The 26650-nt window shown below is 68.0% G+C and carries 25 protein-coding genes; 14 read left to right on the top strand and 11 right to left on the bottom strand.

Annotation, left to right across the window (positions count from 1 at the left end; genetic code table 11):
• Window positions 1–14 precede the first annotated feature (14 nt).
• From H289_RS0126195 to H289_RS0126185, 3 genes are all read right to left on the bottom strand, one after another.
• Window positions 15–1229 carry a DUF1501 domain-containing protein gene (locus H289_RS0126195; RefSeq protein ID WP_020103822.1) on the bottom strand — a complete coding sequence of 405 codons (1215 nt, stop codon included), beginning with the start codon at window positions 1227–1229 and terminating at the stop codon, window positions 15–17.
• A gap of 10 nt (window positions 1230–1239) precedes the next feature.
• Window positions 1240–2553 carry a DUF1800 domain-containing protein gene (locus H289_RS0126190; RefSeq protein WP_231388131.1) on the bottom strand — a complete coding sequence of 438 codons (1314 nt, stop codon included), beginning with the start codon at window positions 2551–2553 and terminating at the stop codon, window positions 1240–1242.
• Between the two features lie 123 nt (window positions 2554–2676).
• Entirely contained in the window at window positions 2677–3378 is a 702-nt protein-coding gene (locus H289_RS0126185; protein WP_029105769.1) for an IclR family transcriptional regulator, read from the bottom strand.
• A gap of 75 nt (window positions 3379–3453) precedes the next feature.
• Here H289_RS0126185 and leuC point away from each other — a divergent pair, with 75 nt between their 5' ends.
• The 3 genes from leuC (at window position 3454) to H289_RS0126170 (ending at window position 6449) form a co-directional block, all read left to right on the top strand.
• Window positions 3454–4878, top strand: coding sequence for a 3-isopropylmalate dehydratase large subunit (leuC, locus tag H289_RS0126180; protein ID WP_020103819.1), 1425 nt, complete (start codon window positions 3454–3456; stop codon window positions 4876–4878).
• 12 nt (window positions 4879–4890) lie between these two features.
• Window positions 4891–5484 (top strand): 3-isopropylmalate dehydratase small subunit, encoded by a 594-nt coding sequence (leuD, locus tag H289_RS0126175; protein WP_020103818.1) that lies wholly within the window; start codon window positions 4891–4893, stop codon window positions 5482–5484.
• 248 nt (window positions 5485–5732) lie between these two features.
• A complete protein-coding gene (locus H289_RS0126170) occupies window positions 5733–6449 on the top strand; it encodes an HU family DNA-binding protein (RefSeq protein WP_020103817.1) in 717 nt (238 codons plus the stop codon).
• Between the two features lie 71 nt (window positions 6450–6520).
• Here the strand turns inward: H289_RS0126170 and mutT1 are convergent, their stop codons facing one another.
• The 3 genes from mutT1 to cofC all read right to left on the bottom strand — a co-directional run bounded on the left by mutT1 (window position 6521) and on the right by cofC (window position 10431).
• On the bottom strand, window positions 6521–7450 hold the full coding sequence (gene mutT1, locus H289_RS0126165) for an 8-oxo-(d)GTP phosphatase MutT1 (RefSeq protein ID WP_020103816.1): 930 nt from the start codon (window positions 7448–7450) through the stop codon (window positions 6521–6523).
• A 63-nt stretch (window positions 7451–7513) separates the two neighbouring features.
• Window positions 7514–9691, bottom strand: coding sequence for an RNA degradosome polyphosphate kinase (locus tag H289_RS0126160; RefSeq protein ID WP_020103815.1), 2178 nt, complete (start codon window positions 9689–9691; stop codon window positions 7514–7516).
• Window positions 9692–9753: 62 nt separating this feature from the next.
• Complete coding sequence (gene cofC / locus H289_RS0126155; RefSeq protein WP_020103814.1) at window positions 9754–10431, bottom strand: 2-phospho-L-lactate guanylyltransferase; 678 nt, start codon at window positions 10429–10431, stop codon at window positions 9754–9756.
• Between the two features lie 52 nt (window positions 10432–10483).
• Between cofC and H289_RS0126150 the strand changes: the two genes are divergently transcribed.
• The 3 genes from H289_RS0126150 to H289_RS0126140 are packed head-to-tail and all read left to right on the top strand — an operon-like array spanning window position 10484 to window position 13701.
• Window positions 10484–11464: an NAD(P)H-dependent glycerol-3-phosphate dehydrogenase gene (locus tag H289_RS0126150; RefSeq protein WP_036421563.1), complete on the top strand. Its 981-nt coding sequence runs from the start codon at window positions 10484–10486 to the stop codon at window positions 11462–11464.
• A 3-nt stretch (window positions 11465–11467) separates the two neighbouring features.
• On the top strand, window positions 11468–12571 hold the full coding sequence (locus H289_RS0126145) for a cystathionine gamma-lyase (RefSeq protein ID WP_020103812.1): 1104 nt from the start codon (window positions 11468–11470) through the stop codon (window positions 12569–12571).
• A 20-nt stretch (window positions 12572–12591) separates the two neighbouring features.
• The gene (locus H289_RS0126140; protein WP_020103811.1) at window positions 12592–13701 is read left to right on the top strand and encodes a D-alanine--D-alanine ligase family protein; all 1110 of its coding nucleotides are present in this window, start codon (window positions 12592–12594) and stop codon (window positions 13699–13701) included.
• On the opposite strand, the gene H289_RS0126135 is transcribed toward H289_RS0126140, so the two are convergent.
• Window positions 13698–14273: a DUF3515 domain-containing protein gene (locus H289_RS0126135; protein ID WP_051128610.1), complete on the bottom strand. Its 576-nt coding sequence runs from the start codon at window positions 14271–14273 to the stop codon at window positions 13698–13700. The two genes, H289_RS0126140 and H289_RS0126135, sit on opposite strands and share 4 nt — an antisense overlap.
• Window positions 14274–14341: 68 nt before the next feature.
• Between H289_RS0126135 and H289_RS0126130 the strand changes: the two genes are divergently transcribed.
• A complete protein-coding gene (locus tag H289_RS0126130; RefSeq protein ID WP_020103809.1) occupies window positions 14342–15304 on the top strand; it encodes a thiamine-phosphate kinase in 963 nt (320 codons plus the stop codon).
• A 9-nt stretch (window positions 15305–15313) separates the two neighbouring features.
• Window positions 15314–15997: a uracil-DNA glycosylase gene (locus H289_RS0126125; protein ID WP_020103808.1), complete on the top strand. Its 684-nt coding sequence runs from the start codon at window positions 15314–15316 to the stop codon at window positions 15995–15997.
• 185 nt (window positions 15998–16182) lie between these two features.
• Here H289_RS0126125 and rpmB read toward each other — a convergent pair whose 3' ends face one another.
• Window positions 16183–16377 (bottom strand): 50S ribosomal protein L28, encoded by a 195-nt coding sequence (gene rpmB / locus H289_RS0126120; RefSeq protein ID WP_029105766.1) that lies wholly within the window; start codon window positions 16375–16377, stop codon window positions 16183–16185.
• A gap of 250 nt (window positions 16378–16627) precedes the next feature.
• Between rpmB and H289_RS0126110 the strand changes: the two genes are divergently transcribed.
• From H289_RS0126110 to H289_RS0126100, 3 genes are read left to right on the top strand one after another with little or no spacing between them, the layout of a single operon-like run.
• A complete protein-coding gene (locus H289_RS0126110; RefSeq protein ID WP_029105765.1) occupies window positions 16628–18304 on the top strand; it encodes a DAK2 domain-containing protein in 1677 nt (558 codons plus the stop codon).
• 2 nt (window positions 18305–18306) lie between these two features.
• A complete protein-coding gene (gene recG / locus H289_RS0126105) occupies window positions 18307–20529 on the top strand; it encodes an ATP-dependent DNA helicase RecG (protein WP_020103805.1) in 2223 nt (740 codons plus the stop codon).
• Window positions 20526–21233: an HNH endonuclease family protein gene (locus H289_RS0126100; protein WP_020103804.1), complete on the top strand. Its 708-nt coding sequence runs from the start codon at window positions 20526–20528 to the stop codon at window positions 21231–21233. The genes recG and H289_RS0126100 overlap by 4 nt, the downstream gene beginning before the upstream one ends.
• A 324-nt stretch (window positions 21234–21557) precedes the next feature.
• Here H289_RS0126100 and H289_RS0126095 read toward each other — a convergent pair whose 3' ends face one another.
• From H289_RS0126095 to H289_RS0126085, 3 genes are all read right to left on the bottom strand, one after another.
• On the bottom strand, window positions 21558–21917 hold the full coding sequence (locus H289_RS0126095; RefSeq protein ID WP_131809957.1) for a hypothetical protein: 360 nt from the start codon (window positions 21915–21917) through the stop codon (window positions 21558–21560).
• Between the two features lie 382 nt (window positions 21918–22299).
• On the bottom strand, window positions 22300–23136 hold the full coding sequence (locus H289_RS0126090) for an aldo/keto reductase (RefSeq protein ID WP_020103802.1): 837 nt from the start codon (window positions 23134–23136) through the stop codon (window positions 22300–22302).
• A gap of 5 nt (window positions 23137–23141) precedes the next feature.
• The gene (locus H289_RS0126085; RefSeq protein ID WP_404822202.1) at window positions 23142–23996 is read right to left on the bottom strand and encodes an aldo/keto reductase; all 855 of its coding nucleotides are present in this window, start codon (window positions 23994–23996) and stop codon (window positions 23142–23144) included.
• On the opposite strand from H289_RS0126085, the gene H289_RS0126080 reads away from it, so the two are divergent.
• Genes H289_RS0126080 through H289_RS0126070 form a run of 3 tightly spaced genes read left to right on the top strand, consistent with a single transcriptional unit; the run spans window position 23989 to window position 26627 of the window.
• Complete coding sequence (locus H289_RS0126080; protein ID WP_020103800.1) at window positions 23989–25140, top strand: alpha/beta hydrolase; 1152 nt, start codon at window positions 23989–23991, stop codon at window positions 25138–25140. The genes H289_RS0126085 and H289_RS0126080 overlap by 8 nt on opposite strands.
• A 48-nt stretch (window positions 25141–25188) precedes the next feature.
• Window positions 25189–26022 (top strand): DsbA family protein, encoded by an 834-nt coding sequence (locus tag H289_RS0126075; protein ID WP_020103799.1) that lies wholly within the window; start codon window positions 25189–25191, stop codon window positions 26020–26022.
• Window positions 26019–26627: a vitamin K epoxide reductase family protein gene (locus H289_RS0126070; RefSeq protein WP_020103798.1), complete on the top strand. Its 609-nt coding sequence runs from the start codon at window positions 26019–26021 to the stop codon at window positions 26625–26627. The genes H289_RS0126075 and H289_RS0126070 overlap by 4 nt, the downstream gene beginning before the upstream one ends.
• The last annotated feature ends 23 nt before the right edge of the window (window positions 26628–26650 follow it).

The following is a 26650-nucleotide window of genomic DNA, read 5'->3' as shown; positions in this document are numbered from 1 at the left end:
TCTTTCTCGGGGTCTTACCTGCCGCCGGCCAGGAATCCGAGATCCCGCCGGCCGCGCCCGACCGACGGCTCCGGATCGGCGCCGAGGGTGCCGTGGAGCAGTTCGTGATAAACGTCACGGAAGTCGACGGTGGTCTTCAGATCGCCGTCGGTGAGATCGGTAAGGCTCGGCTCGTCGCCGTAGAACCCGCCCTTGACGGGAGTGCCGGCGATGAACACCGGACCGGACGTGCCGTGGTCGGTGCCCTGTGAGGCGTTGGCCGCGACGCGCCGCCCGAATTCCGAGTACATCAGCACCACGACGTTGCGGCCGTACGGCGTGCCCTGAAGCTTGTGGAAGAAAGGCGTGAGCGCGTCGTCGAGGGTCTTGAGCAATGCCTGCTGGGGGGCGCGCTCGTCGGCGTGTGTGTCGAAGCCCAGCAGCTGCGTCATGTACACCTGCGTGGGCACCCCGGCGCGGATGCAGCGGGCCACCAGTTCCAGGTCACTGGCCAACTGGTTGTCGGCCTGGCCGATGGTCTGCAGGCGGCCGTTGATCACCGGCGCGAAGCGGCTGTTGGTGGAGTGGTTGGCACGGTAGGACTCGCACACCTGGCTCATGGCGGTGGTGTCGTTCGGGTCGTCGGCGCTGAGCGCGGCCAACGTGCGCGCGACGTCGGGCGGGATGGCCGGCACGAAGTCGGAAAGTGATGCCGCGACGTGCTTTTGGCCGACGGCCAGGGGCGGCAGCACGGTGCCGATGTTTACGGCCCGGATCGGGTCGTCGCCGCTGGTGTCGAGCCAGCGGCCGATCCAGCCGCTGGTGACCGCGTCGACGGGGTTGGCGGTCTGCCAGATGTCCATGGAGCGGAAGTGGCTGCGGTCGGGCTTCGGGTAGCCGACACCGCGCACGATCGCGAGCTTGTTGGACTGCCACAGCTTCGACATCCCGGTGAGCGCGGGGTTGAGCCCGAACGCCGGGTCGAGGTGGAGCACTTCCTCGGGCTTGTAGGCGAGTTCGGGGCGGGCGTCGTGATAGGCGTTGTCGGCGTACGGGATAACGGTGTTGAGGCCGTCATTGCCGCCGTAGAGCGTGACGATCACCAGGATGCCCTGGTTGGTCGGCAGCGGACGGTCCTGACCTTCGCGCAGCAGATCGGGCAGCGTCACCGCGGCGACACCGCCGAGCAGACCGGCGGCGCCGGCACCGGCGCTGGCGATCAAGAACTTGCGGCGATTGAACTCGGGCATGGGGATCTCTTCAGGACGTCACGTACTCGGGGGTGATGACGGCCGCTGCCACCAGCCGGTGTGGATCGGAGACCAACGGTTTGAGCGCGGCTGCCGAGCGATCCGACCAGGCGCCGATGCCGAACAGGTAACCGACGCCGTCGATCCGCTCACTGGACGCCATCTGCTCGACGGCGCTGATGTCGCTGAGCGCCAGCAGCCGGTTGGCGGCCCAGACCCGCGCCGCCGCACTGTTGGTCGACAACCAGAGCTGGCCGCGGGGCCAGCCGCCGACGTCCGGCGGATAGAAGGGGCGCTGACCCATCACCCGGAGCACCTGGTCGAGGTCGGCGAGGACGTGCTCGTCGTCGAGGGGGACCGCGAGCGACCGGACGATGCCCATCAGCCATTCCACGGGAGTGCTGACGACGGTGCCGGCGGCCTTGGTGAATTCGGGATCGAGCACGACGGCCTTGGTGAGCGCCTTGAGATCTCGGTTGGGGCCGTAGGAGGCGACCAGGCGGGTCACGGTGTCGGGGGAGGCCGGCTGGTCCGAGGCCAGCAGGCGCCAGAGGGTTCCGGCGACGAACGCGGCGGAGGCGGGCTGGCGCAGGACGATGTTGCAGAAGTCGGTGTCGGTGAGGTTGCCGGTGACCCCGAGCACGGTCTTGACGGACTCGTCGTGATGCTCGGCGTAGATGACGGTGCTGCCGTCGGGCTTCAGGTGCCGCCCAGTGAGGGTCTTGGCGCCCTCTTTGACGTCGATCTCGGTGTAGCCGTTGGCATGTCCCATGGTGAAGAGCTCCATGAACTCGCGGGACAGGTTCTCGTTGGGCGCCGCGGCGGTGTTCACGTCACCGTCGAGCCAGTGCAGCATCGCACCGTCGGTGAGCATGGCCCACGCGAGGCTGCCGAAGTCACCGAGCTTGAGGGTGCGCAGCTTCTCGTTCTGCTCGCCCATCAACTGGGCCGCGTTGACCTTCTCTGCCGAGGTGGCAAAGTGGTTGTGCCACAACAGCGTCAGCTTCTCGTGGATGGGCTGCTGCACGGCGGCCATGCGGCGCAACCACCAGCCCGACAGTTCCTGCATGCGCGCCACGAGTTCCTGGCCGAATGCGGCGATCTCGGTGGCCGAGGCACCCGACGGCGGGTATTGCGGGATGGGGGATTTCGGCATCGGGGTCGCGATGGCACCCGGGTCGGCGTTCGGATCGAGGCTCAGCGCCCAATCGAGATACCCCGACCAGTCCTGCTTGACGACAGCGTCCACCTGGGCTCCGGTGGTTCCGAAGCCCGTGCGGCGCAGCATCCGTGCGGTTGCCAGCCACTGTGGTGGCTGCGACACGATGAAACCTACTTTCCTACGGCGGTACTCCCCGCCGGCGCTGCCGGGGCCTCTTAGGAACTTAGGTGATCAGCGCCGCCGTCGTCACCGGATGTGGCGGATTCAAAGGTTTGCTGATTGGTGTCACAGACGACGGGTGAGCGCTTCGGCCGCGGCCAGCAGATCGCTCGCCCAGCGCACGCCGGGGCGGCGGCCCATCCGGTCGATCGGCCCCGACACCGACACCGCCGCGATCACCGCGCCGCGGTTGTCCCGCACCGGTGCCGAGACGCTGGCCACACCGGGCTCGCGCTCGGCGGCGCTCTGTGCCCAACCGCGCCTGCGGACCTCCGCCAGTACCCGGTCGGTGAACTTCGCCGTCGGCAGCACCGCCTGCTGCGTCGCGGGATCGCTGTACGCCAGCAGGACTTTGGCACCGGAGCCGGCGGTCATGGGCAGGCGGCTGCCGACCGGCACGGTGTCGCGCAGGCCCGACGGTGGTTCGAGGGCCATGACGCACACCCGGGCCATGCCTTCCCGGCGGTAGAGCTGCACGCTCTCGCCGGTGATCTCGCGCAGCCGGGGGAGCACCGCGCCCGCCGCGCTCAGCAGCGGATCGTTGACCTGCCCGGCCAATTCGGTCAGTGCCGGGCCGAGCCGCCACCGTCCCTCGTTGTCGCGGGCCAGAAGTCGGTGGACCTCGAGGCCTGCTGCCAGTCGGTGGGCGGTCGCCCGGGGCAGCCCGGTGCGGGTGCACAGTTCGGCCAGTCCACACGGTGACTCGGCCACTGAATGCAGCACACCCACCGCTTTGTCGAGGACGCCGATGCCGCTATCCTGTCTCACAGGGAGATACTAACGTCTCGCATTGTGAGATGGTAGGTCAGCCCTCCCGGGTATCGCGGAAGGAACTGCACAGTCATGACGAACAAGCCACGCACCATGGCGGAGAAGGTCTGGGCGGACCATGTGGTGGTCGAGGGTGCCGGTGAAGGCGCCGCCCGCGAACCCGATCTCATCTATATAGATCTTCATCTGGTGCACGAGGTCACCAGCCCGCAGGCATTCGACGGCCTGCGCCTGGCCGGTCGTCCCGTGCATCGCCCGGACCTCACCATCGCGACCGAGGACCACAACGTCCCCACGATCGACATCGACAAGCCGATCGCGGATCCCGTGTCCCGCACTCAGGTTGAGACGCTGCGGCGCAACTGTGCGGAATTCGGCATCCGCCTGCACCCGATGGGTGACGCGCAGCAGGGCATCGTGCACATCATCGGACCGCAGCTGGGTCTGACCCAGCCCGGTATGACGGTGGTGTGTGGTGACAGCCACACCTCGACGCACGGCGCCTTCGGCGCGATCGCGATGGGCATCGGCACGTCCGAGGTCGAGCATGTGCTGGCGACCCAGACGTTGCCGCTCAAGCCGTTCAAGACCATGGCGGTCAATGTCGACGGCGAACTGCCGCCGGGAGTCAGTGCCAAGGACATCATTCTCGCGGTGATCGCCAAGATCGGTACGGGCGGCGGCCAGGGGCACGTCATCGAATACCGCGGCAGTGCCATCGAATCGCTGTCGATGGAAGGCCGCATGACGATCTGCAACATGAGCATCGAAGCGGGTGCCCGCGCCGGCATGGTGGCGCCCGACGAGACGACGTTCGAGTTCCTCAAGGGCCGTCCGCATGCGCCGCAGGGGGCGGATTGGGACGCGGCCGTGGCGGCCTGGACGGCGTTACGTACTGACGAGGGTGCCGAATTCGACACCGAGGTGCACATCGACGCGGCCACCCTGAGCCCGTTCGTCACCTGGGGTACGAACCCCGGGCAGGGTGTGCCGCTGTCCGCGAATGTCCCTGACCCAGAACAAATGTTCGATGAAGGCGACCGGCTGGCCGCCGAAAAGGCGTTGGCCTACATGGACCTTCGGGCCAATACGCCCATGCGGGACATCGCGGTGGACACCGTGTTCGTCGGTTCCTGCACCAACGGCCGGATCGAAGATCTGCGGGTGGTGGCCGATGTGCTGCGTGGCCGCAAGATCGCCGACGGCGTGCGGATGCTCGTGGTGCCCGGGTCGATGGCGGTGCGTGCACAGGCCGAATCCGAGGGTCTGGGAGAGGTTTTCACCGCCGCCGGCGCCGAGTGGCGGCAGGCCGGCTGCTCGATGTGTCTGGGCATGAACCCCGATCAGCTGGCTCCGGGCGAGCGCAGCGCCTCGACGTCCAACCGGAATTTCGAAGGCCGCCAAGGCAAGGGCGGCCGCACCCACCTGGTGTCTCCCGCCGTCGCCGCCGCCACCGCGGTGCGCGGAACCCTGTCCTCACCCGCTGATCTGAGCTAGGAGCGCACTGTAATGGAGGCTTTCCACACCCACACCGGAATCGGCGTTCCGCTGCGCCGGTCCAATGTCGACACCGACCAGATCATCCCCGCGGTGTACCTGAAGCGGGTCACCCGAACGGGTTTCGAGGACGGACTGTTCGCCGGCTGGCGCACCGATCCGTCGTTCATCCTCAACCTCCCGCCGTTCGACCGTGGCTCGGTTCTGGTCGCCGGACCCGATTTCGGCACCGGCTCGTCGCGCGAACACGCGGTGTGGGCATTGATGGATTACGGATTCCGGGTCGTCATCTCGTCGCGCTTCGCAGATATTTTTCGGGGAAATTCTGGCAAGGCCGGATTGCTCGCCGCGGAGGTCGCACAGGACGATGTCGAACTGCTCTGGAAGCTCATCGAGCAGAATCCGGGGCTGGAAATCACTGTGAATCTTCAAGATCGGAATTTGACCGCGGGAACGGTCGTGCTGCCCTTCAAGATTGACGATTACACCGCGTGGCGGCTGCTCGAAGGACTTGACGATATAGGCCTTACGCTGCGGAAACGCGACGAGATCGAGGCTTTCGAGAAGCGTCGGCCGAGCTACAAACCGCGCACTCTGCCGGCCTGACCAAGGGGCTCCGCAGGTCCCGTCAGAGGGCCTGCGGAGCAATTTCGGCACTCGGGCGCAGCTCGAATCCCTGCCCCCGCAACCACGTTTCGAAACCTCTCAACCACCTCCCAAGTGGGCCAACCGGATTGCCGAATTTCGTCATAGCTATGCCCGAAACCGGGCGTGGCTCTTGGAAATCGGCGGGTACTGGGTTTACCGTGTGCATTAGTCGGTCCAGCCAGGGCCACTGAAATCGGAGGTTTTGGATGAACAAAGCAGAACTCATCGATGCCCTGACAGAAAAGTTGGGCACCGATCGTCGTCAGGCCACCGCGGCCGTCGAGCACATCGTGGACACCATCGTCCGCGCCGTGCACAAGGGTGAGAGCGTCACCATCACCGGCTTCGGCGTCTTCGAGCAGCGTCGCCGCGCCGCCCGCGTCGCGCGCAACCCGCGCACCGGTGAGACCGTCAAGGTGAAGCCGACGTCGGTTCCGGCTTTCCGCCCGGGCGCTCAGTTCAAGGCCGTTGTCGCTGGCCAGCAGCGTCTTTCGGCTGACGGCCCCGCCGTGAAGCGCGGCGCCACCGCAGCTCCGGCCAAGCGCGGCGCTGCCAAGAAGGCCGCCCCGGCCAAGAAGGCTGCTCCCGCCAAGAAGGCTGCCGCCACCAAGGCTGCTCCGGCCAAGAAGGCCGCTCCGGCGAAGAAGGCCGCTCCGGCGAAGAAGGCTGCGGCTCCGGCCAAGAAGGCCGCTCCCGCCAAGAAGGCTGCACCGGCGAAGAAGGCTGCGGCTCCGGCCAAGAAGGCCGCTCCCGCCAAGAAGGCTGCACCGGCGAAGAAGGCTGCGGCTCCGGCCAAGAAGGCCGCTCCCGCCAAGAAGGCTGCACCGGCGAAGAAGGCTGCGGCTCCGGCCAAGAAGGCCGCTCCCGCCAAGAAGGCCGCTCCGGCTAAGAAGGCTGCTCCCGCCAAGAAGGGCCGCCGCTAAGCCCTATCCGATAGGTCCGACTCGGACACGCCGTGGATCAACCGATCCACGGCGTGTCTGTGTGTGGAGCGCTAGCTTTTGGTCGGCAAGGGGCTGCCGATGTGATCGGCGGCCACGAGCGTGTCACCGTGCAGTGACATCACCCACATGCTGCCCTTGCGATTACGCGATTTGTCGGGCCGGATACCGCTGCGCTCGCACCACCACGAAATCAGGTCCGGGATCACCTTGCCCTGCGTGCAGATGACGGGGACCGTTTCGCTGTCGCTTCTCGCGGCGATCTTCAGCACGCGCTTCCGCGCCGCGTCGGGGTCGGCCGCGAAGGCCTCTTCCGTGAGCGTCGGCTCGTCCCGGATCCGGACACCGAGTTCCTGCGCCAGCGGCTCGACGGTCTGATGGCACCGGGTCCGCGACGCCGCGTGGACGTCGCCGGCACCGAAAGCGAGCAGTTGGCCGACAAGCGATTCCGCCTGTGCCCGGCCCTTCTTGTCGAGAGGCCGCAGCCGGTCGTCACCCTTGTACCGGGCCTTGCGGCCCGCGGTGGCGTGCCGGACGATCAGCACGGTGCGGGTATCGGCGGGTCGACGGGTGAAGCGCCGCAGAACTTTTCGGTCATGCGGGTACTGCAGCCGGAGCATCGCCTCGGCCACCGGCAGCCAGTCGAGCTTGTCCACCTCGGAGTTGGGACTGAAGTCGCCGTCGGTCGTGCGCGCCGCCCAGTAGCGGACCTTCTTGGTGCCGTACTCCAGCGGGTAGCTGACGGAGGCCAGCCGGCGGCCCAGGACCGACGCGTACCCGGTCTCTTCCAGGATTTCCCGCACGGCGGTAACCGGTTCGGTCTCACCGGGATCCACCTTGCCCTTGGGCAGCGACCAGTCGTCGTAGCGCGGTCGGTGGACGACGGCGATCAGCGGCTCTCCGGACTCGCCGGGGCGCCACAACACCGCCCCGGCCGCCAGCACCGGCGTCACGCGGTTGTCGTGCGCCGTCTTGTTCGGCACCTGTGCTCCTGGATGTGGTTGTCGGGATCAGGTTTTCGCGGTGCGTCAGTTGCCATGCGACAACTACGGTGTGCGGTGCCGCTCCATGATCGACACCTGGTGATCCCGTACCTTCTCGCCTTCCCGGGGCAGCGCAGTCCAGTGTCCGTCCGGACCCAGCTCCCAGCAGCGGGTCGCCGGATCCATCGCGGAATCGAACACGCCGCTCAGCTCCTCGGTCAGTCTCGGGTCCTTCACCTGCGCCATCACCTCGACGCGCCGGTCGAGATTACGATGCATCATGTCGGCACTGCCGATCCAGAATTCATTGATGGCGTTGAAGTGAATAACGCGTGAATGTTCAAGGAAGCGGCCGAGAATCGACCGCACCACGATGTTCTCGGAGAATCCCTCGGCGCCGGGACGCAGTGCGCAGATACCCCGGACCACGACCTCGACACGCACCCCGGCCTGCGACGCCCGGTACAGCGCGTCGATGACCTGCTCGTCGACCAACGCGTTCATCTTCATCCGGATGCGGCCGTCGCCGCCGGCGCGCTTGGCTTCGATCTCGCGCTCGATGCGCTCGATGATGCCGCGTCGCACGCTGTGCGGAGCGACCAACAGGTTGCGGTACGAGACCTTGCGGGAGTACCCGGTGAGCGAGTTGAACAGGTCGGTGAGGTCGGCGCCGATCTCGGGTGCGGCCGTCAGCAGGCCCACGTCTTCGTACAGGCGTGCGGTTTTCGGGTTGTAGTTGCCGGTGCCGATGTGGCAGTACCGGCGGATCGTCGAACCTTCGCGGCGCACCACCAACGCCGTCTTGCAGTGCGTCTTGAGTCCGATGAGGCCGTACACCACGTGCACGCCCGCCTGCTCCAGCTGGCGGGCCCACTTGATGTTCGCCTGCTCGTCGAACCGGGCCTTGATCTCCACCAGCGCCACCACCTGCTTGCCGGCCTCGGCGGCATCGATCAGCGCGTTGACGATCGGCGAATCACCCGAGGTGCGGTACAGCGTCTGCTTGATGGCCAACACATTCGGGTCGGCGGCGGCCTGCTCGATGAAACGCTGCACCGTGGTGGAGAACGAGTCGTACGGGTGGTGCACCAGGACATCCCCGTCGCGGAGCGTCGAGAAGATGCTCTTCGGCGTCTCGCGTTCGCCGAACGCCGGGGGAGTCGCCGGCACGAACGGCCGATCCTTCAGGTCGGGCCGGTCGACGCCGTAGATCTGCCACAGTGACGAAAGGTCCAGCAGTCCAGGAACTTCGATGACGTCGCCCGGGTGCACGTCCAGCTCGCGCAGCAACAGGTCGAGCATGTTCTCGGTCATGTCGGTGGCGACTTCGAGCCGCACCGGCGAGCCGAACCGGCGGCGCGCCAGCTCGCGTTCCAGCGCCTGCAGCAGATCTTCGTCGCGGTCCTCTTCGACCTCGAAGTCGGCGTTGCGGGTGATCCGGAAGGCGTGATGCTCGACGATGTCCAGCCCGGGGAACAGCACCGGCAGGAATGCGGCGATGAGTTCTTCCATCGGCAGGAACCGCACCCGCGACTTCACGCCGTCGGCCGCCGTCCCCGGGTCGGGCAGTTCCACGAACCGATCCACGTTGTCCGGCACTTTGATTCGGGCGAAATGCTGGGTGCCGTCGTCGGGATTGCGCACGGTGATGGCGAGGTTGATGCTCAGGCCACTGACGAACGGGAAGGGGTGCGCGGGGTCGACGGCCAGCGGTGTCAGCACGGGGAACACCTGATCGTGGAAATACGTGGAGAGCTTGGACTGCTCGTGCTCGTCCAGCTCGCTCCAGTTGACGATCGTGATGCCCTGCTCGGCCAGTGCCGGACGCACCACCTCACCGAACACGTTGGCGTGCCGGGTCGAGATCTGCTGGGTGCGTTCACCGATCCGGCGCAGCTGTTCGCGCGGCGACAGCCCGTCCGCCGACCGGACCGACAGGCCGGTCTCGTCGCGGCGCTTCAGCCCGGCCACCCGCACCATGTAGAACTCATCGAGATTCGAGGCGAAGATCGCCAGGAACTTGGCCTGCTCCAACAGCGGCAGCGACCGGTCGGCAGCCAGCGCCAGGACGCGGGCATTGAAGTCCAGCCAGCTCAGCTCGCGGTTGAGGTAGCGGTCATCAGGTAGTGCGCCGTCCGTCGGATCCGCGGTGGCCGCCGGCAGCGGTTCGGGGTCCGAGTCGACGGGTGTCCGGTCGGTATGTGCGGGTCGGATGTCGGCGTCGGTCACCCCGACGATCATTCCCTATCGGCGGGACGCAAGCCACATGGTTGGTGAATGCCGATGGCGGAAACGGGGCACGGTCAACGCAGCGTCGCGCCGACGATCCGGGTCGTGGCGGGGCCGACACCGAGCCGGCGCGCCGTCTCGAGGTCGTCGGGGGTGTCGATGTCACAGCGCAGTCCCGGCCACTCGCCGTCCAGCTCCACCGCACCCGAATCCGCATGGCGCCGTGCGGAATCCGTGCCGAACTCGGGGACCAGCGGGGCGCCGAAGGCGAAGAGGGCCGCGGTGCCGGTGCGGTGCCGGTCGGCGATGAAACTGCGGGCATGCCGACTGGCGCCGGCGATGGCGTCGGCCAATTCGGCGGTGCGCAGTGCAGGCAGGTCGCCCTGCAACACCGCGATGTTCGTCACGCGGTCCCGCAGCGCGCGCTCGGTGGCGGCCAGTGCGTGGTTCAACGGATCGGGGTGTCCGGCCGGAGTGGGGTCCACCAGTACATCGGCGCCGAGTTCACGCACCGCGGCGGCGGCGTCGGGGTCGGGGGTGACGACCGTCACCGAGCCGACGGCCGGCACGGCCAGGGCGGCGGTGATGGTGTCGAGCAGCATCGCGAGCACCACCTGCTCGCGCAGATCGCCGGCGAAAACGGGGGCCAGTCGGGTCTTGGCCGCGGCCAGCCGTTTCACCGCGATGATCAACCCGACACCGGTGACATCACCGGCCGTCTGCACCCTCGGGTCGCCGCTCATGACCGCCATACTGCCAAAGCGTCGGCGGGGCTACTGTTGACGCGTGGTGGAGGCAGCGGTGATGGGTGCCGGCGCGTGGGGGACGGCACTGGCGAAAGTCCTGGCGGACGCGGGCAACAATGTGACGTTGTGGGCGCGCAGCGCCGAGGTGGCACGCGAGATCAACGAGACCCACCGGAACTCGAAATATCTCGGCGACCGGGCGCTGCCGGCGTCCATCAAGGCGACGGCGGATCCCGCCGAGGCGCTGACGGGCGCCTGCACCGTGCTGCTGGCGGTGCCGTCCCAGACGCTGCGCACCAACCTGTCCGCCTGGACCGGATATCTGGGTGACGACACCACGCTGGTCAGCGTGGCCAAGGGCATCGAGCTCGACAACCTGTTGCGCATGAGCCAGGTCATCGTCCAGGTGACGGGTGCCGATCCGAGTCGCGTCGCGGTCCTCAGCGGCCCGAACCTGGCCAGCGAAGTAGTGGACGAGCAGCCCGCCGCCACCCTCATCGCGTGCACCGATTCCGGACGTGCGGTCGCGCTGCAGCGCGCATTCGCCACCGGCTACTTCCGCCCGTACACCAGCGCCGACGTGATCGGCGCCGAAGTGGGCGGGGCCTGCAAGAACGTCATCGCGCTGGCGTGCGGGATGGCGGCGGGCGCCGGGTTCGGCGAGAACACCGCCGCCGCGATCATCACGCGTGGGCTGGCAGAGATCATGCGATTGGGAATCGCGCTCGGCGCCAAGGGCGTAACGCTGGCCGGACTGGCCGGCGTCGGTGATCTGGTCGCGACCTGCACCTCGCCGCAGTCCCGCAACCGCAGCTTCGGCGAACGTCTGGCGCGCGGCGGCACCATGGAGTCGGCGACGGCCGCGGCCAGTGGCAAGGTCGCCGAGGGCGTCACGTCCTGCCAGTCGGTGCTGGCGCTCGCCGAGAGCTACGACGTCGAGATGCCGCTGACCGACGCGGTGAACCGGGTGTGCCACAAGGGTTTGTCGGTGGACCAGGCGTTCGCGTTGTTGCTCGGCCGCAGCACCAAGCCGGAGTGAGTCGTGGACGGTCAGCTCGGCGACTCCACCCGTAGCGTCAAAGCGACTGCGTCGCAACGGGTTCCAGGACAGCCGGTGGCGCCGCCGCCGGTTCCGGTGGCGGCCTACCACTTGTCCGACGATGAATCGGACGGTCTGGACTTCTACGGCCGCAACTCCAATCCGGCTTGGCGCCAACTGGAATCGGCTCTCGCCGAACTGGAGGGCGCCGTGTCGGCGCTCACGTTCTCCTCGGGAATGGCCGCCATTTCGTCGGCGCTGCGGGTACTGGCGACCCCGGGCACCACTCTGGTGGTCCCCGCCGACGGTTACTACCAGGTGCGCCGATACGCGGCCGAGCATCTCGCGGCCCGCGGCGTCACGGTGATCGAGGCGAGCGCCGCGCAGATGTACGACGCCGCCGTCGGCGCCGACGTCGTGCTCGCCGAATCCCCGGTCAACCCGACGCTGGACGTCGTCGACCTGCACCGGCTGTCCACGATCTGCCGCGCCCGCGGCGCGACTTTGGTGGTCGACAACACCGCCGCAACCCCGCTGGGCCAGCGGCCACTGTCGCTCGGCGCGGATCTGGTGGTCGCCAGCGCGACGAAGGGGCTGTCCGGGCACAGCGATCTGATCGCCGGCTACGTCGCCGGGTGCCACCGCGAGCTCATGGCCGCCATCGAACGGGACCGGCTGCTGGCCGGCGCGATCCTCGGCCACTTCGAGGCCTGGTTGGCGCTCCGGAGCCTCGGCACCGCCGGTCTGCGGTTCGAGCGCCAATGCGGCAACGCGCTCGCGCTGGCGATGACACTCGAGGGGCACCCCGCCGTGCGGGCGGTGCGGTATCCCGGCCTGCCCACCGATCCGGCGCATGCCGTCGCCCGCGATCAGATGCGACGTTTCGGCGGCCTGATCGCCATCGAGTTGGCCGATGCCGCCGCCGTCCGGGACCTGGTGAACCGCAGCCGGCTGCTCGTCGCCGCGACCAGTTTCGGCGGCATCCACACCTCGGTCGACAGGCGCGCACGCTGGGGCGATGCGGTCGAGCCGGGTTTTGCGCGGATATCGCTCGGCATCGAGGACACCGACGACCTGCTGGCCGACATCACGGGTGCACTGGGGTAGCCAGGTAGCCTCTCTAGGTTGTGACTGCCCCTCAATCCTCAGGAGCCACCGGCCGTACCCGGGTCGCCGTCGTTTACGGCGGACGCAGTTCGGAGCACGCCATCTCCTGTGTTTCGGCCGGGAGCATCCTGCGCAACCTGGACCCGGCCCGCTACGAGGTCGTCGCCGTCGGCATCACCCCGGAGGGATCCTGGGTGCTGGGAGACGGCCGCCCGGAGACCCTCGCCATCACCGACGGGCAGCTGCCGGGTGTCACCGAGGCGTCCGGCACCGCGCTGACGCTGGCCGCCGATCCGAACCGCCGCGGTGAACTGCTGTCGCTGCAGGACGGCGTCGCGCAGGTGCTGACGGCCGTCGACGTCGTCTTCCCGGTGCTGCACGGACCGTACGGCGAGGACGGCACCATCCAGGGCCTGCTGGAACTGGCCGGGGTGCCGTACGTCGGCGCCGGTGTGCTGGCCAGTGCCGCCGGCATGGACAAGGAATTCACCAAGAAGCTGCTGGCCGCCGACGGACTGCCGATCGGCGACCAGGTGGTGCTGCGGCCGCGCGATGTGACACTGAGCCTGGATGACCGTGAGCGCCTGGGACTGCCGGTGTTCGTGAAGCCGGCCCGCGGTGGATCGTCCATCGGCGTCAGCCGGGTTGCCTCGTGGGACGAGCTGGATCAGGCCATCGCCTATGCGCGCCAACATGATCCGAAGGTGATCGTCGAAGCCGCGATGCCGGGCCGCGAAGTGGAATGCGGTGTGCTGGAGTACCCGGACGGCCGTGTCGCGGCCAGCGAGCTGGGCGAGATTCGCGTGGGTGGCGGGTTCTACGACTTCGCCACCAAGTACCTCGAGGACGCCGCCGAGCTCGACGTGCCCGCCAAGGTCGACGACGAAACCGCCGACGAGATCAGGCAATTGGCCATCCGCGCGTTCAAGGCGCTGGACTGCCAGGGCCTGGCGCGCGTCGACTTCTTCCTGACCGAGAACGGGCCGGTGATCAACGAGATCAACACCATGCCCGGCTTCACCACCATCTCGATGTACCCGCAGATGTGGGCGGCCAGTGGGGTCGACTACGCCACACTGCTCAGTGTCATGGTGGACACCGCGCTCCGGCGCGGGACGGGCCTGCGCTAGCGGGCCGGTGCCGGGTCCAGCGGGCGGGCCGGCATCACCTTTTCGATGAGCTCGGAGATGGTCTGGATCGGCGTGGGACCGGAGCCCTGCGGCAGCGTCAGCGCGACGTAGGTGGCCGGCGTGCCGTGGTCGACTGCGTACCAGGTACTGGCACTCGGTCCGCTGGCCTCGAACCACGACACCGCATTGACCATCTGCAGCGGCGCGCCGACGACGAAATCGTCGGGCCGCTCGACGCCGCAGCGCAGCACCACCGTGTCGATGCCGGTCGGGCCCAGCCACGCCGCGGCGCCGGCCGGGGCGGGGTCGGCGAGCGTCGCCCGCCGGAAGTCGCCCATGGTGTCCGGCAGCGTCGCGAGGAGGGCTCGGCACTGGTCGCTGTCGGCCTGCGGTGCCGGGGCGCCGGCGAGCGGGAGCGCAACGGGCTTGTCGGCAGGTGCCTGCCGCAGCGCGGCATACGCGAGCAGACCGACGATCGCGGCGACCGCCACGACGACGGCAGCGATGATGGCGCCGCGGGGCGGCCCATCCGGATCGCCCGTCAGATCGTTGCGGTCACCGGGTTCGGTCATGACGGCCACTCTAAGCGCCCGCCGCCCGGGGAAGCTGACGGCGGTGAGCCTGCATAGACTCCACCACCATGACCAGCGCGGAATCCGGGGAGACCCTGGCGGGGCTCGGCGAGTTCGCGTTCATCGGGCGGATCACCGCCCGCCGCACCCAGCCCGCCGAAGTCGTCGTCGGCCCGGGTGATGATGCCGCCCTGCTGACGGTCGCCGACGGCCGGGTCGTGGTGTCCACCGACATGCTGGTCGAGGGCCGGCATTTCCGGCGGGACTGGTCGACGCCGCATGACGTGGGGCGCAAGGCAATTGCGCAGAATGCCGCGGACATCGAGGCCATGGGCGGGCGGGCCTACGCGTTCGTCGTCGGCTTCGGGGCGCCGGTCGACACGGAGGCCGCGGATGCGCAGCTGCTGTCCGACGGAATGTGGTCGGAGGCAACGAAATTCGGTGCCGGAATCGTGGGTGGTGATCTGGTGGCCGCGCCGCAGTGGGTGGTGTCGGTGACGGTGCTCGGTGACCTGGGTGGCCGCCCGCCCGTGCTGCTCTCCGGTGCGCAACCGGGGGACACCGTCGCGGTGGTCGGTGACGTGGGCTGGTCGGGAGCGGGATATGACTTGTGGCGCAAAGGTATCCACGAGTTCGACGAGTTGCGCCGACGGCATCTGGTGCCGCACGTGGCCTATGGCCAGGGACCGGCTGCCGCGGCGGCGGGCGCGACGGCCTTGACGGACGTGTCCGACGGCCTGGTCGCCGACCTCGGCCACATCGCGGCGGCTTCGGGTGTGGCGATCGACCTGTCGATGGCAGCGCTCGAGGCCGACGTGGCGATGTTGACGCCGGCGGCCGCGATGGTGGGCGCTGACGCCCGCGACTGGGTGCTCGGCGGCGGCGAAGATCACGTGCTGGTCGGCACCTTCGGTGGCGCACTGCCCGTGGGGTGGCGGGCGATCGGGACGGTCGGTTCGGGGGACCCGCGCGTGACGGTCGACGGCGCGCCCTGGCATGGAGTCGGCGGCTGGGAATCGTTCGGTCAGTAAGGTACTGGCGTGACTGCCCGACCCCTGCACGACCTGATCGACCCCGGCTGGGCCACGGCCCTGGAGCCCGTCGCCCCGCAAATCACCGCGATGGGTGAATTCCTGCGCGCCGAGAACGCGGCCGGCCACGGCTATCTGCCGGCGGGGGAGAACGTGTTGCGCGCCTTCACCTTCCCCTTCGACGAGGTGCGGGTGCTGATCGTCGGCCAGGACCCCTATCCGACGCCCGGGCATGCCGTCGGGCTGAGTTTCTCGGTGGCACCCGACGTGCGGCCGCTGCCGCGCAGCCTGTCCAACATCTTCACCGAGTACACCGCCGACCTGGGCTACGAGCCGCCCAGTTGCGGTGACCTGAGCCCGTGGTCGAAGCAGGGCGTCATGATGCTGAACAGGGTGCTGACGGTCCGGCCGGGCAATCCCGCGTCGCACCGCGGGAAAGGCTGGGAGGCCGTCACCGAATGCGCGATCAACGCGCTGATCGAGCGGCCGCAGCCGCTCGTGGCGGTGTTGTGGGGCCGGGACGCGCAGACCCTCAAGCCCATGCTGACCGGCGAACGCTGCGCGAGCATCGAATCGGTGCACCCGTCGCCGCTGTCGGCGTCACGCGGGTTCTTCGGGTCCCGGCCGTTCAGCCGGGCCAACGAGCTGCTGACGCGCTTCGGCGCCGAACCCATCGACTGGCGCCTGCCCTAGCCGCTTTCCCGCGAGCGGGCGTGTATGTACGGCGACACGCCGATTTCGGCGTGCACTTTGCGGCCGCTCACGCGCCTCCACATCGGGCTGAAGACACACGAAAGCGCTGCACGGGATTCGTGCAGCGCTTAGGTGTGAAGCTTTCAGTTGTCAGGCGGAATCAATCCGCCCGGCGGTAGCCGAAACTAGCCGCGGGTGACCTTGCCGGCCTTGAGGCAGGAGGTGCAGGCGTTGACGCGCTTGCGGTTGCCACCCGGACGGTCGACGGCACGCACGGTCTGGATATTCGGATCCCAGCGGCGGTTGGTCCGACGGTGGGAGTGCGAGACGGACATGCCGAAGCCCGGTCCCTTTCCGCAGATGTCGCACACGGCGGCCATGAAGAACTCCTCGAAAATCAGTACTTGGGGTCTGAGTCCGACGGCCACAGGGTTGTGCGGCGCGAACAGACAACCTGATCAGGATACCGGGCGGCCCGACGATCACCAAAATGGGTCTGGTGACGGCGGTTCCACGGGAGCTGGTCAGGAGATTTGTCGGGGCCAGTGGCTAGGCTGGCGGGGCGCCGAGGGGCACCCGGCGGGCGACTGGAGAATCGGGGTGAACCCGGGCGGACGCGATGGAGGTCACATGTCAGCTGGCGTGGGTCGCATACCCCGTCCGCTGGATGGGATCGCCTTGCGTGACTGGGCGCACACCGCGGTCCTGCACCTCATCGCCCACACCGACGAGATCAACCGGCTGAACGTCTATCCCGTCGCCGATTCCGACACCGGCACCAACATGCTGTTCACCATGCGTGCTGCCGCCGCTCGGGCCGACGAGGCCGTCAAGACGGCGGGCAATGACGTGGTGGCGGTGTCGGCCGCGTTGTCGGCCGGGGCGTTGCACGGCGCCCGGGGCAACTCGGGCGTCATCCTGTCGCAGATCCTCCGCGGCGTGGCCGACGTGGTCGCCGAGGCCGCGTTGCAACGCGGTGAGGACAGAGAGTGCGGCGAGATCACGGCGCCGGAGTTCACTGCGGCCCTGCACCACGCCCAGGTACTGGCCGTCGCGTCGGTCGGGCAGACGGTGCCCGGAACCATCGTGTCGGTGCTGCAGGCGGCCGCGCTGGAAGCCGAGAGTCAGGACGGCGTGACCGACCTCGCGACCATGGCCGCCGCCGTCTCGGATACCGCCGCGGCAGCGCTCGAACGCACCACCGATCAGCTCGACGTGCTCGCGGAAGCGGGTGTCGTCGACGCCGGCGGACGCGGCCTGCTGGTCCTGCTCGACGCCCTGACCGTGACGCTGTCCGGCGGCTCGACGCCCCGGCCTCAGTACCAACCCGGGCAGGCGCGGGCAGAGCACGGTCACGACCACCATGACCACCACGAAATCAACGGCGCAGCACCACAATTCGAGGTGATGTACCTGCTGGGCGACTGCGACCCGGACAACGTCGAGGTCCTGCGCGCCCGGCTGCTGCGACTCGGTGAATCGGTTGCCATCGCCGCCGCGATCGCCGGCGTCCAATACAGCGTGCATGTGCACGCCGACGACGCCGGCGCCGCGATCGAGGCCGCCCTCGATCTGGGCACCGTCAGCCGGATTCAGGTCACCGCGCTGATCGGGGCGGCCGGGGCCCACCCGTCCGGCGGCTGGAGCCGCGACCGCGCCGTGCTGGCGATCGTCGACGGCGACGGCGCGGGGGAGCTGTTCGGCGGCGAGGGCGCGCACGTGCTGCGGCCCGGCGACGGACCGGTCAGTGCGCAGCAGTTCCTGGCCGGGCTGGTCGGCACGGGTGCCGCGCAGATCATGGTGCTGCCCAACGGTTTTCTGGCCGCCGAGGAGTTGGTGGCCGGCTGCGCCACGGCAATCAGCTGGGGCATGGACGTCGTGCCGGTACCGGCCGGATCCATGGTGCAGGGATTGGCGGCGCTGGCCGTGCACGACCCCGCCCGGCAGGCCGTCGACGACGGTTACAACATGGCGCGCGCCGCGGCAGGCGCCCGCCACGGATCGGTACGGATCGCGACCGAGGCGGCGCTGACGTGGGCCGGGCGGTGCCGTCCGGGGGACGGACTGGGCATCGCCGGTGACGAGGTGCTGATCGTCGGGCACGATCTGGTCAGTGCCGCCAGCGGGCTGATCGACCTGCTGTTGTCGTCGGGCGGAGAACTGGTCACGGTGCTGACCGGCGCGGGTGTCGACGCCGAGGTGGGCGTCGCGCTCGCCGAACACGTGCGCCAGGAGCACCTGGCGGCCGAGTTGGTGACCTATCACACCGGTCACCGCGGCGACGCGCTACTGATAGGAGTGGAGTAGCGGTGGTCGCGCTGACCGACTCACTGGTGCACGTACTGGGCGCGAAATCGGCTGCGCCACTGGAAGAATTCCTCGGTATCCGCACCGTCAACGATCTGTTGCGGCACTATCCGCGCAAGTACAGCCAGGGCATGACGGTGCTCGGTGAAGACACCGAGCTGCCCGAAGAAGGCGACCACGTCACGTTCGTCGATGTCATCACCAAGGCGGAGACGCGCTGGACCAACCGGGCGCCCAAGCGCGAATACCTGGTGGTCACCCTCGGGAACCGCAACCCGAAGGTCACCGCGACCTTCTTCAACGCCAAGTTCCTCAAGAAATCCCTCGTCGAGGGCACCCGGGTGATGCTGTCGGGCGTGGTCGGATTCTACGGCCGCACAATGCAATTGACGCATCCCGCGCACCTGGTCCTGGGTTCGGGCGCCGGCCGCACGTTCGGTTCGCCGGCGCTGAAGAAGATCGCCGACGCCTCCGAGAAGATGCACGGCGAACTGCAGATGTCGGCGTTCGAGCGGGAGTTCTTCCCGATCTACTCGGCGTGCGCCAAGGTGCAGAGCTGGGACATCTACGCCTGCATCCTGCAGGTGCTCGCCGTGCTGGACCCGATAGCCGACCCGCTGCCGGAATCCATCCGGGTGCAGCGGGGCCTGATCTCGGAGGACCAGGCGCTGCGCGACATCCACCTGGGCGAGCGTGAAGCCGATCGCGAACAGGCCAGGGAGCGGCTGACTTTCGACGAGGCCGCCGGGCTGCAGTGGGCACTGGCCGCCCGTCGGCACGGCACCCAGTCGCAATCCGGTCCGCCGGCGCCGCCGATCGACACCGGTCTCGCGGCCGCCCTGCGTGACCGGCTGCCGTTCGAGTTGACCGCGGGCCAACGTGACGTGCTCGAGGTGCTGTCGGCCGAGCTGTCCGAGTCCCGCCCCATGAACCGGATGCTGCAGGGCGAGGTCGGCTCGGGCAAGACCATCGTCTCGCTGATCGCCATGCTGCAGATGGTCGACGCCGGATACCAGTGCGCGCTGCTCGCCCCGACGGAAGTGCTTGCCGTGCAACACGCGCGGTCCGTTCGCGACGTGCTGGGGCCGCTCGCCATGGCGGGCCAGCTCGGTGCCCCCGACGATGCGACGTCGGTGGCGCTGCTGACCGGATCCATGACCGCGCAACAGAAACGGCAGGTGCGCGAGGAGGTGGCGAGTGGGCGGGCCGGCATCGTCATCGGCACCCACGCCCTGCTGCAGGACGCGGTGGAGTTCGACCGGCTCGGCATGGTGGTGGTCGACGAGCAGCACCGGTTCGGGGTGGAACAGCGAGACCGCTTGCGCGCCAAGGCTCCCGACGGTCTGACGCCGCACCTGCTGGTGATGACGGCGACCCCGATCCCGCGTACCGTCGCGCTGACCGTGTACGGCGATCTGGAGACCTCGACCATGCGGGAGCTGCCGCGGGGCCGGCAGCCGATCGACACCAAGACCATCTTCGTCACCCAGAAGCCGGCGTGGCTCGACCGGGCGTGGGCCCGCATCCGTGAAGAGGTCGCGGCCGGCCGGCAGGCCTACGTGGTGGCCTCCCGGATCGACGAGAACGACAAGACGGGTGACGAGAAGAATCAGGCCGGTCCACCGCCGGTCACCGTCGTCGAGCTGTACGACAAGCTGCGCGCGGGGCCGCTGGAGGGCCTGAAGCTGGGGCTCATGCACGGCCGGCTGCCGGGCGACGAGAAGGACGCCATCATGTCGGCCTTCCGGGCCGGACAGATCGATGTGCTGGTGTGTACCACCGTCATCGAGGTCGGCGTCGACGTCCCCAACTCGACGGTCATGGTCGTGATGGACGCGGACCGCTTCGGCATCAGCCAGCTGCATCAGCTGCGCGGCCGCATCGGCCGCGGCTCACACGCCAGCCTGTGCCTGCTCGCGACCAAGCTGCCGCCGGGATCGAAGGCCGGCGCCCGGCTGGAGGCGGTGGCCGGGACCCTCGATGGCTTCGAACTGGCCGATCTCGACCTGCAGGAGCGCCGCGAGGGCGACGTCCTGGGCCTCAACCAATCCGGGCGGGCCGGGCACCTGCGATTCCTGTCGCTGGCCGACCATCAGGAAGTCATCGAGTCGGCCCGGGCCTTCTGCCAGGCGGCGTACGCGCAGAATCCGGATGATCCGGGCATGTCCGCACTGGCCGCGCAGTTCGTCGATACCGATCGCGTCGAGTACCTGGACAAGGCGTGAAGCGCCTGCTGTGGTTGGTGGCGGCTGTGGTGCTGGCGGTGGTGGTGGCCATCCAGGTCGGCACGGCCGACGAGCCGGCCGCGGTTGCCGATGGCGTCGACGGTGCCGTCGTCCCGACTGTCGCCCCCGGTACCGACCTCCTGGCGGGCCTGGCCGTCGTCCCACGGCGCGTGCGCGACCCGAACTACCGGCGCGCGGCGTTCGGCGAGTCCTGGACCGACGACAATTCGGCGCCCGAGGGCCACAACGGCTGCGACACCCGCAACGACATCCTGAACCGGGATCTGACCGACAAGACCGTCGTGTCGCTCAAACGGTGCCCGCAGGCGGTGAAGACCGGTGTGCTGCGCGACCCGTACACGAACGACACCATCGCCTTCACGCGCGGCAACCAGATCGGCGCGGCGGTGCAGATCGATCACATCGTGCCGCTCGCGCTGGCCTGGGACCTCGGGGCCAGGGACTGGAACGACGAGCTCCGGCTCCGATTCGCCAACGATCCGGCGAATCTGCTCGCGGTGTCGGGGAAAGCGAACCAGGACAAGGGCGACAAGCAGCCCTCGGACTGGATGCCGCCGAACCATGGCTTCTGGTGCCAGTACGCGGTGCAGTACATCGCGGTGCTGCGTGGCTATGGGCTGCCCGTGGACGCGCCGTCGGTGCCCGTCTTACGGGATGCCGCGGCCACCTGCCCGACGGGCTAGGTCGTAGTACATCACCGAGCTTCTGCGGTTTTGTTGCCGGTATGGGTGATTCTGCACAACAAATGGCGGTTGGTCATTTGCTGGAATGTGTCTAGGTGGCGAACCGGCTAATTCGAATAGGGTCTGGCGCGAATTGCGCAGATATTGGTTGCCGAGCTACCGCAACTCGGCAACCAATATCTGCTCATCTCATTCGGCGGACACGACGAAATAATCGATAGCGGGGCTACTGAATTGGATGCCGGAATGCCGTCGATTCAGTGTTCTGTCGATATTTCGCCGCAGCCTGATGCCAAATTCGCTCCTGCCTGTCGTGGGACCTGTTCAGCGGCGCCCGAAAATGCCGCCGATGGTCTTCAAGGTGCCGTTGAGTGCACCGGCGACGGTCTTGGTGGTGCCATCGAGTGCGCCCGCGGCCGTCTTGGTGGTGTTGTGGAGTCCGCCGGCGACGGTCTTGGTCGTGCCGTCGAGGTCGGCGGCGACGGTGTGGGTGGTGCCGTTGAGGTCAGCGGCCAGGGTCTTGGTGGTGCCGTGGAGCGCACCGGCAACGGTCTTCACCGTGCCGTCGAGCGCGCCTGCGATGCCGCCCACCGGGCTACTCGAGGTGGGTGCGTTGGCGTGGCTCGTGACCCCGGAGGTGGAGGTGTCGGCCTGCGCCGTGCCCGCTCCGAATGTGAATAGCAATGCGCCCAGTCCAATTGTTGCCGCGCCCATTAGCAAGCGCTGGGAGAGGCGACCAATTGTCGGAGTCGTTAATTGCGAAGTGTTCCTGAATGAGTGAACCATTTCTCGAACCCCCTGCTCGATGATGTCTGGTTGCGCCGGAATAAATGGACGCAATATCAAATTAACGCACCGGAGGTAATAGTGGGATAGTTAACACGAATCAATTGCTGCGAGTTTTTCCACAATCGACACACGTGACCCACTGGGCACATCTGTGACAGGGGAGCGCAGTCGCTCGTCGCGACTACCCAAAATCGTTCGCGCCAAACACAAATGGTCGTCCTCCCCAGGGGAGAACGACCATTTGTGTCGGTAGCGGTTGATGAACCCGCCGGCGGCCTCAGATGCCGGTGTAGGTGGCGGGGTCCGGGCGGTAGCGGGTGCCGTCGTCCAGCCCGTTCAGGGCGTCCATGTGCTCGGCAGCCAGCTCGAAGCCGAACACGTCGAGGTTCTCGGCGATGCGCTCCGGCGACGACGAGCGGGGGATGACCGAGTTGCCGAGCTGCAGGTTCCAGCGGATCAGCACCTGCGCCGGGGTCTTGCCGTACTCGGCGGCGATGGACTGCACGGTCGGGTGGGTCAGCAGGTTGCCGACGCCCAGCGGGCTGTAGGCCTGCGTGACGATGCCGCGCTCGGCGTGCACCGCGCGCAGCGCCGACTGGTTCAGCAGCGGGTGCAGCTCGATCTGGTTGACGACCGGGCTGACGTAGCTCAGGTCGATGATGGTCGACAGGTCCTCGTCGGTGAAGTTGCAGACGCCGATCGACTTCGCGGTGCCGTCGTTGTGCAGCTTGATCAGGGCGCCCCAGCTGTCCACGTACTTGCTGATGTCGCCGGCGGGCCAGTGGATCATGTAGAGGTCCACGTACTCCAGGCCGAGCTTGTCGAGGCTGACCTTGAATGCGTCCTGGCCGGCCTGGAAACCCTGGTCGGCGTTGGCCAGCTTGGTCGTCACGAAGATCTCGGCGCGCGGGATGCCCGACGACGCGATGGCCCGCCCGACGGCTTCCTCGTTGCCGTAGACGGCGGCGGTGTCGATCAGGCGGATACCCATCTCGAGCGCGGCTGAGACGGCACGCTCGGTGTCGGCGTCCGACAGCTCGGCGACGCCGAGGCCAAGCGCCGGAATCGTATTGTCGTCGTGGAGCGCCACATTGGGAATCTCTGCGGAGGCCATGTCACCTACCCTGTGAAGTTGAATGTTCGTGGATCCGGGCCCAGGCGGGTGCCGTTGTCGAGGGTCGCGATGGACGCGATGTCCGCTTCGCTCAGCTCGAAATCAAACACGTTGAAATTGCTCGCAATCCGGTCTGGGTTCACCGATTTCGGGATGACGATATTACCCAGCTGGATATGCCACCTAATCAGCACCTGCGCTGGCGTTTTTCCGTGTCGCTCTGCGATGGCGGTGACGATCGGGTCCTCGAGCAGGGAACCCTGCCCCAGCGGACTCCAGGCCTCGGTGGCGATCCCGTAGCGGGCGTGCGTTTCGCGCAGCTCGGCCTGCGGCAGTCGCGGATGCAGTTCGATCTGGTTCACCGCGGGCACGATCCCGGTGGCGTCGATGAGCAGTTTGAGGTGCTCGGGCTCGAAGTTGCTGACACCGATCGCGCGGATTCGCCCCTGGTCACGCAGGTGCGCGAAAGCCTTGAAGGTGTCGATGAACAGGTTCTGCGCGGGCGTCGGCCAGTGGATGAGGTAGAGGTCGAGGTAGTCGAGCCCCAACCGCGCCATGCTGGCGTCGAACGCGGCGAGGGTCTTCTCGTAACCCTGTTCGGAGTTCCACAGCTTGGTGGTGATGTAGACCTCTTCGCGCGGGAGGCCGGAGGCGGCGACGGCCCGTCCGACGCCGTCTTCGTTGCCGTAGGCCGCCGCGGTGTCGATATGGCGATATCCGGCGTGCAATGCTGCACTGACGGCGCGTTCGGTGTCCTCGGCCGGTGTCTGCCACACCCCGAGACCCACCACCGGAATGGACGTACCGTCGTTGAGCGTCAGTGTTGGACTCGGAGCACCTGAAGGATCAGCCATGACCATGAGCATGCCAGGCGACGCTGTGCCGGCGGCAGTGACAACCGACGTCGAACTGGTCGTCCGGCCAGAGCATCCGGCCGCGGGACGGCCGAGTCGCCTGCGCCTGGCGGTCCTGACCCGGGCCGGCGGCATCGCCCTGCGCATCCTTCCCAAGATTCCCGATCGGCTGAAGCGCGTGCTGCTCGGCGGGCGTCGCGTCACGATCGACGGCAACACCCTGGACACCACTCTGCAGCTGATGCTGGCGGCGCAGAACGCCACCGGCGCCGGGGGCCTGGTGGTGAGCAGCGACATCAACGTCTCGCGCACTCAGCTGCTGGCGTTGTCGCAGTACCTCGACCCGGCGATCGCCGTCACGATGACCGACTTCACGGTTCCCGGTCCGGTCGAACCCCTGCGCGCGCGGCACTACCAGCCCGACGACACCGGTCCCGCGCCGCTGCTGGTCTTCTTCCACGGCGGCGGATTCGTCGTCGGCGGTATCGAGTCACATGACGGGCTGTGCCGGCTCATCAGCCGCGACGCCGGCGTGCACGTCGTCTCCGTCGAATACCGGCTGGCTCCCGAGCATCCGGCTCCGGCCGCCTCCGACGACTGCTACGCCACCTATCTCTGGTGCGTGGAGAACGCGGCGCGGCTGGGCGCCGACCCGGCGAAGATCGCGGTGGGCGGTGACAGCGCCGGCGGCAACCTGGCGGCCGTCGTGTCGCAGCGGGCCCGCGACAACCACGCGCCGCTGCCGGCCCTGCAGCTACTGATCTATCCGGTCACGAATTTCGCGGGGGACACACGGTCGAAGGTGCTGTTCGCCGACGGCTACTTCCTGAGCAAGGTCGACATGGACTGGTTCCGGGCCAACTACCTCGCCGAATCGGCGCTCGATCCGGCGGATCCACGGGTGTCGCCGCTGCTGGCAGAGGATCTGTCGGGGCTGCCGCCCGCGCTGGTGCTCACCGGTGGGTTCGATCCGCTGCGCGACGAAGGCGACGCCTACGCCGCGGCACTGGCCGCCGCCGGGGTGCCGGTGGACCACCGCAGGTACGGGTCCCTGGTCCACGCCTTCGCGAACTTCTTCCCCCTCGGCGGCGACAGCGCGGTCGCGACGGCGGATTTCATCTCCGCGTTCCGGGCTCACCTCACCCGCTGAGGTACGGCTCCGGCCGAGTTCGGGGACGGCGTCGGTACCCTTGACGCCGTGCCGTCGAAATCGTCGAAGTCATCGAAGAACGCCAGCTATGACCTGAAGGCTGCGGACCGCAAGCGGGACTGGGTGGTCAAGGGCGGGCTGACCGCGCTTGTCATCATCTTCGCGGTGGTACTGGTGGCGTACATCGTCATGAACGGCAAGCCCAAAGCCGACCCGCACAAGGTGCAGGCGGTCCAGATCGCGGCGAGCAACGTCGTCACCAACCCCGGCACCAAGGATCCGAAGGTCACCCTGACGATCTACGAGGACTTCCTCTGCCCGGTCTGCGGCGTCTTCGAGAAGACGTACGGCCCGACGATCGCCAAGCTGATCGACAACGGCGACATCGCCGTCGACTACAACATCGTCTCGATCATCGGCCGCGGCGACCCGAAGTCGTACTCGACGCGCGCCGGCGCCATGGCGTACTGCGTCGCCGACGAGGACAAGGCCGCGTTCCGGCGCTTCCACGAAGCGCTGTACAAGAACCAGCCCGAGGAGACCGCGGCGTCGTTCCCCGACAACGCCAAGCTGCTGGAGTACGCGCGCCAGTCCGGTGTCGCCGTCGGGCCGAATGATCCGCTCAGCAAGTGCGTCGAGAACGGCGTCTACACCGAGATGGTCAACAACATGGCCCGCAACGCCGAGATTCAGGGCACGCCGACCATCAAGATCAACGGCACCGAGACCAGCCTGGTCCCGAACGGCGACCCGAACAGCCTGATCGAGAAGATCAAGGCCATCGCGCCGGATCTGCCGAGCCTGCCCGCCGCGCCGGCGGCCCCCGCCGCTCCGGCTCCGGGCGCCCCGGCACCGCAGCCCGCTCCGGCGCCACACCAGTGACCGACGTCGACACATCCGAACGGCAGGCGGGGGTGGCAGTCAGCCGCCCCGCCGCCGTCTGGATTCTCCTCGCCGGAATCATCGGCGAACTCGCCGCGTTCGTGCTGACGGTCGAGAAGGTCCGGCAGCTGCAGAACCCGTCGTACGTCCCGTCGTGCAGCATCAACCCGGTGCTGTCCTGCGGGTCGGTGATGCTGACCAAACAGGCCTCGCTGTTCGGGTTCCCGAACCCGCTCCTGGGCATCGCCGCCTTCAGCGTCGTGATCGTGACGGGTGTGCTTGCCGTCGCGGGCGTTCGGCTGCCGCGGTGGTACTGGGCGGGTCTGGCCGGTGGCACGCTGCTGGGCACGGTGTTCGTGCACTGGCTGATCTACCAGAGCCTGTACGAGATCGGCGCCCTGTGCCCGTACTGCATGGTGGTCTGGGTCGTCACCGTGGCGCTGCTGATCGTGGTGGCATCAATTGCGTTGCGGCCCTTGGCTGCTGACAACAAAGTGGTGAACACCCTGTACCAGTGGCGGTGGCCGCTGTACGCCGTGTGGATCACTGCGATCGCCCTGCTGATCCTTGATCGATTCTGGAGCTATTGGTCCACGCTGATCTAGTGCTTCAGCTGGCCGTAACCGCT

This window comes from Mycobacterium sp. 360MFTsu5.1, assembly GCF_000383495.1.
Lineage (GTDB): Bacteria > Actinomycetota > Actinomycetes > Mycobacteriales > Mycobacteriaceae > Mycobacterium > Mycobacterium mucogenicum_B.
Note: the sequence above shows the minus strand (reverse complement) of the source record. Positions and strands in the feature narration are given on the sequence as shown.

What these genes read in the sequence shown, in the direction of transcription:
- H289_RS0126090 (WP_020103802.1), bottom strand. Translation starts at nt 23,136, where the DNA reads ATGGCCTCCGCAGAGATTCCCAATGTGGCGCTCCACGACGACAATACG.
- H289_RS0126110 (WP_029105765.1), top strand. Translation starts at nt 16,628, where the DNA reads ATGTCAGCTGGCGTGGGTCGCATACCCCGTCCGCTGGATGGGATCGCC.
- H289_RS0126085 (WP_404822202.1), bottom strand. Translation starts at nt 23,996, where the DNA reads ATGGTCATGGCTGATCCTTCAGGTGCTCCGAGTCCAACACTGACGCTC.
- H289_RS0126135 (WP_051128610.1), bottom strand. Translation starts at nt 14,273, where the DNA reads ATGACCGAACCCGGTGACCGCAACGATCTGACGGGCGATCCGGATGGG.
- H289_RS0126150 (WP_036421563.1), top strand. Translation starts at nt 10,484, where the DNA reads ATGGGTGCCGGCGCGTGGGGGACGGCACTGGCGAAAGTCCTGGCGGAC.
- leuD (WP_020103818.1), top strand. Translation starts at nt 4,891, where the DNA reads ATGGAGGCTTTCCACACCCACACCGGAATCGGCGTTCCGCTGCGCCGG.
- H289_RS0126160 (WP_020103815.1), bottom strand. Translation starts at nt 9,691, where the DNA reads ATGATCGTCGGGGTGACCGACGCCGACATCCGACCCGCACATACCGAC.
- H289_RS0126130 (WP_020103809.1), top strand. Translation starts at nt 14,342, where the DNA reads ATGACCAGCGCGGAATCCGGGGAGACCCTGGCGGGGCTCGGCGAGTTC.
- H289_RS0126080 (WP_020103800.1), top strand. Translation starts at nt 23,989, where the DNA reads ATGACCATGAGCATGCCAGGCGACGCTGTGCCGGCGGCAGTGACAACC.
- H289_RS0126195 (WP_020103822.1), bottom strand. Translation starts at nt 1,229, where the DNA reads ATGCCCGAGTTCAATCGCCGCAAGTTCTTGATCGCCAGCGCCGGTGCC.
- cofC (WP_020103814.1), bottom strand. Translation starts at nt 10,431, where the DNA reads ATGGCGGTCATGAGCGGCGACCCGAGGGTGCAGACGGCCGGTGATGTC.
- H289_RS0126170 (WP_020103817.1), top strand. Translation starts at nt 5,733, where the DNA reads ATGAACAAAGCAGAACTCATCGATGCCCTGACAGAAAAGTTGGGCACC.
- leuC (WP_020103819.1), top strand. Translation starts at nt 3,454, where the DNA reads ATGACGAACAAGCCACGCACCATGGCGGAGAAGGTCTGGGCGGACCAT.
- rpmB (WP_029105766.1), bottom strand. Translation starts at nt 16,377, where the DNA reads ATGGCCGCCGTGTGCGACATCTGCGGAAAGGGACCGGGCTTCGGCATG.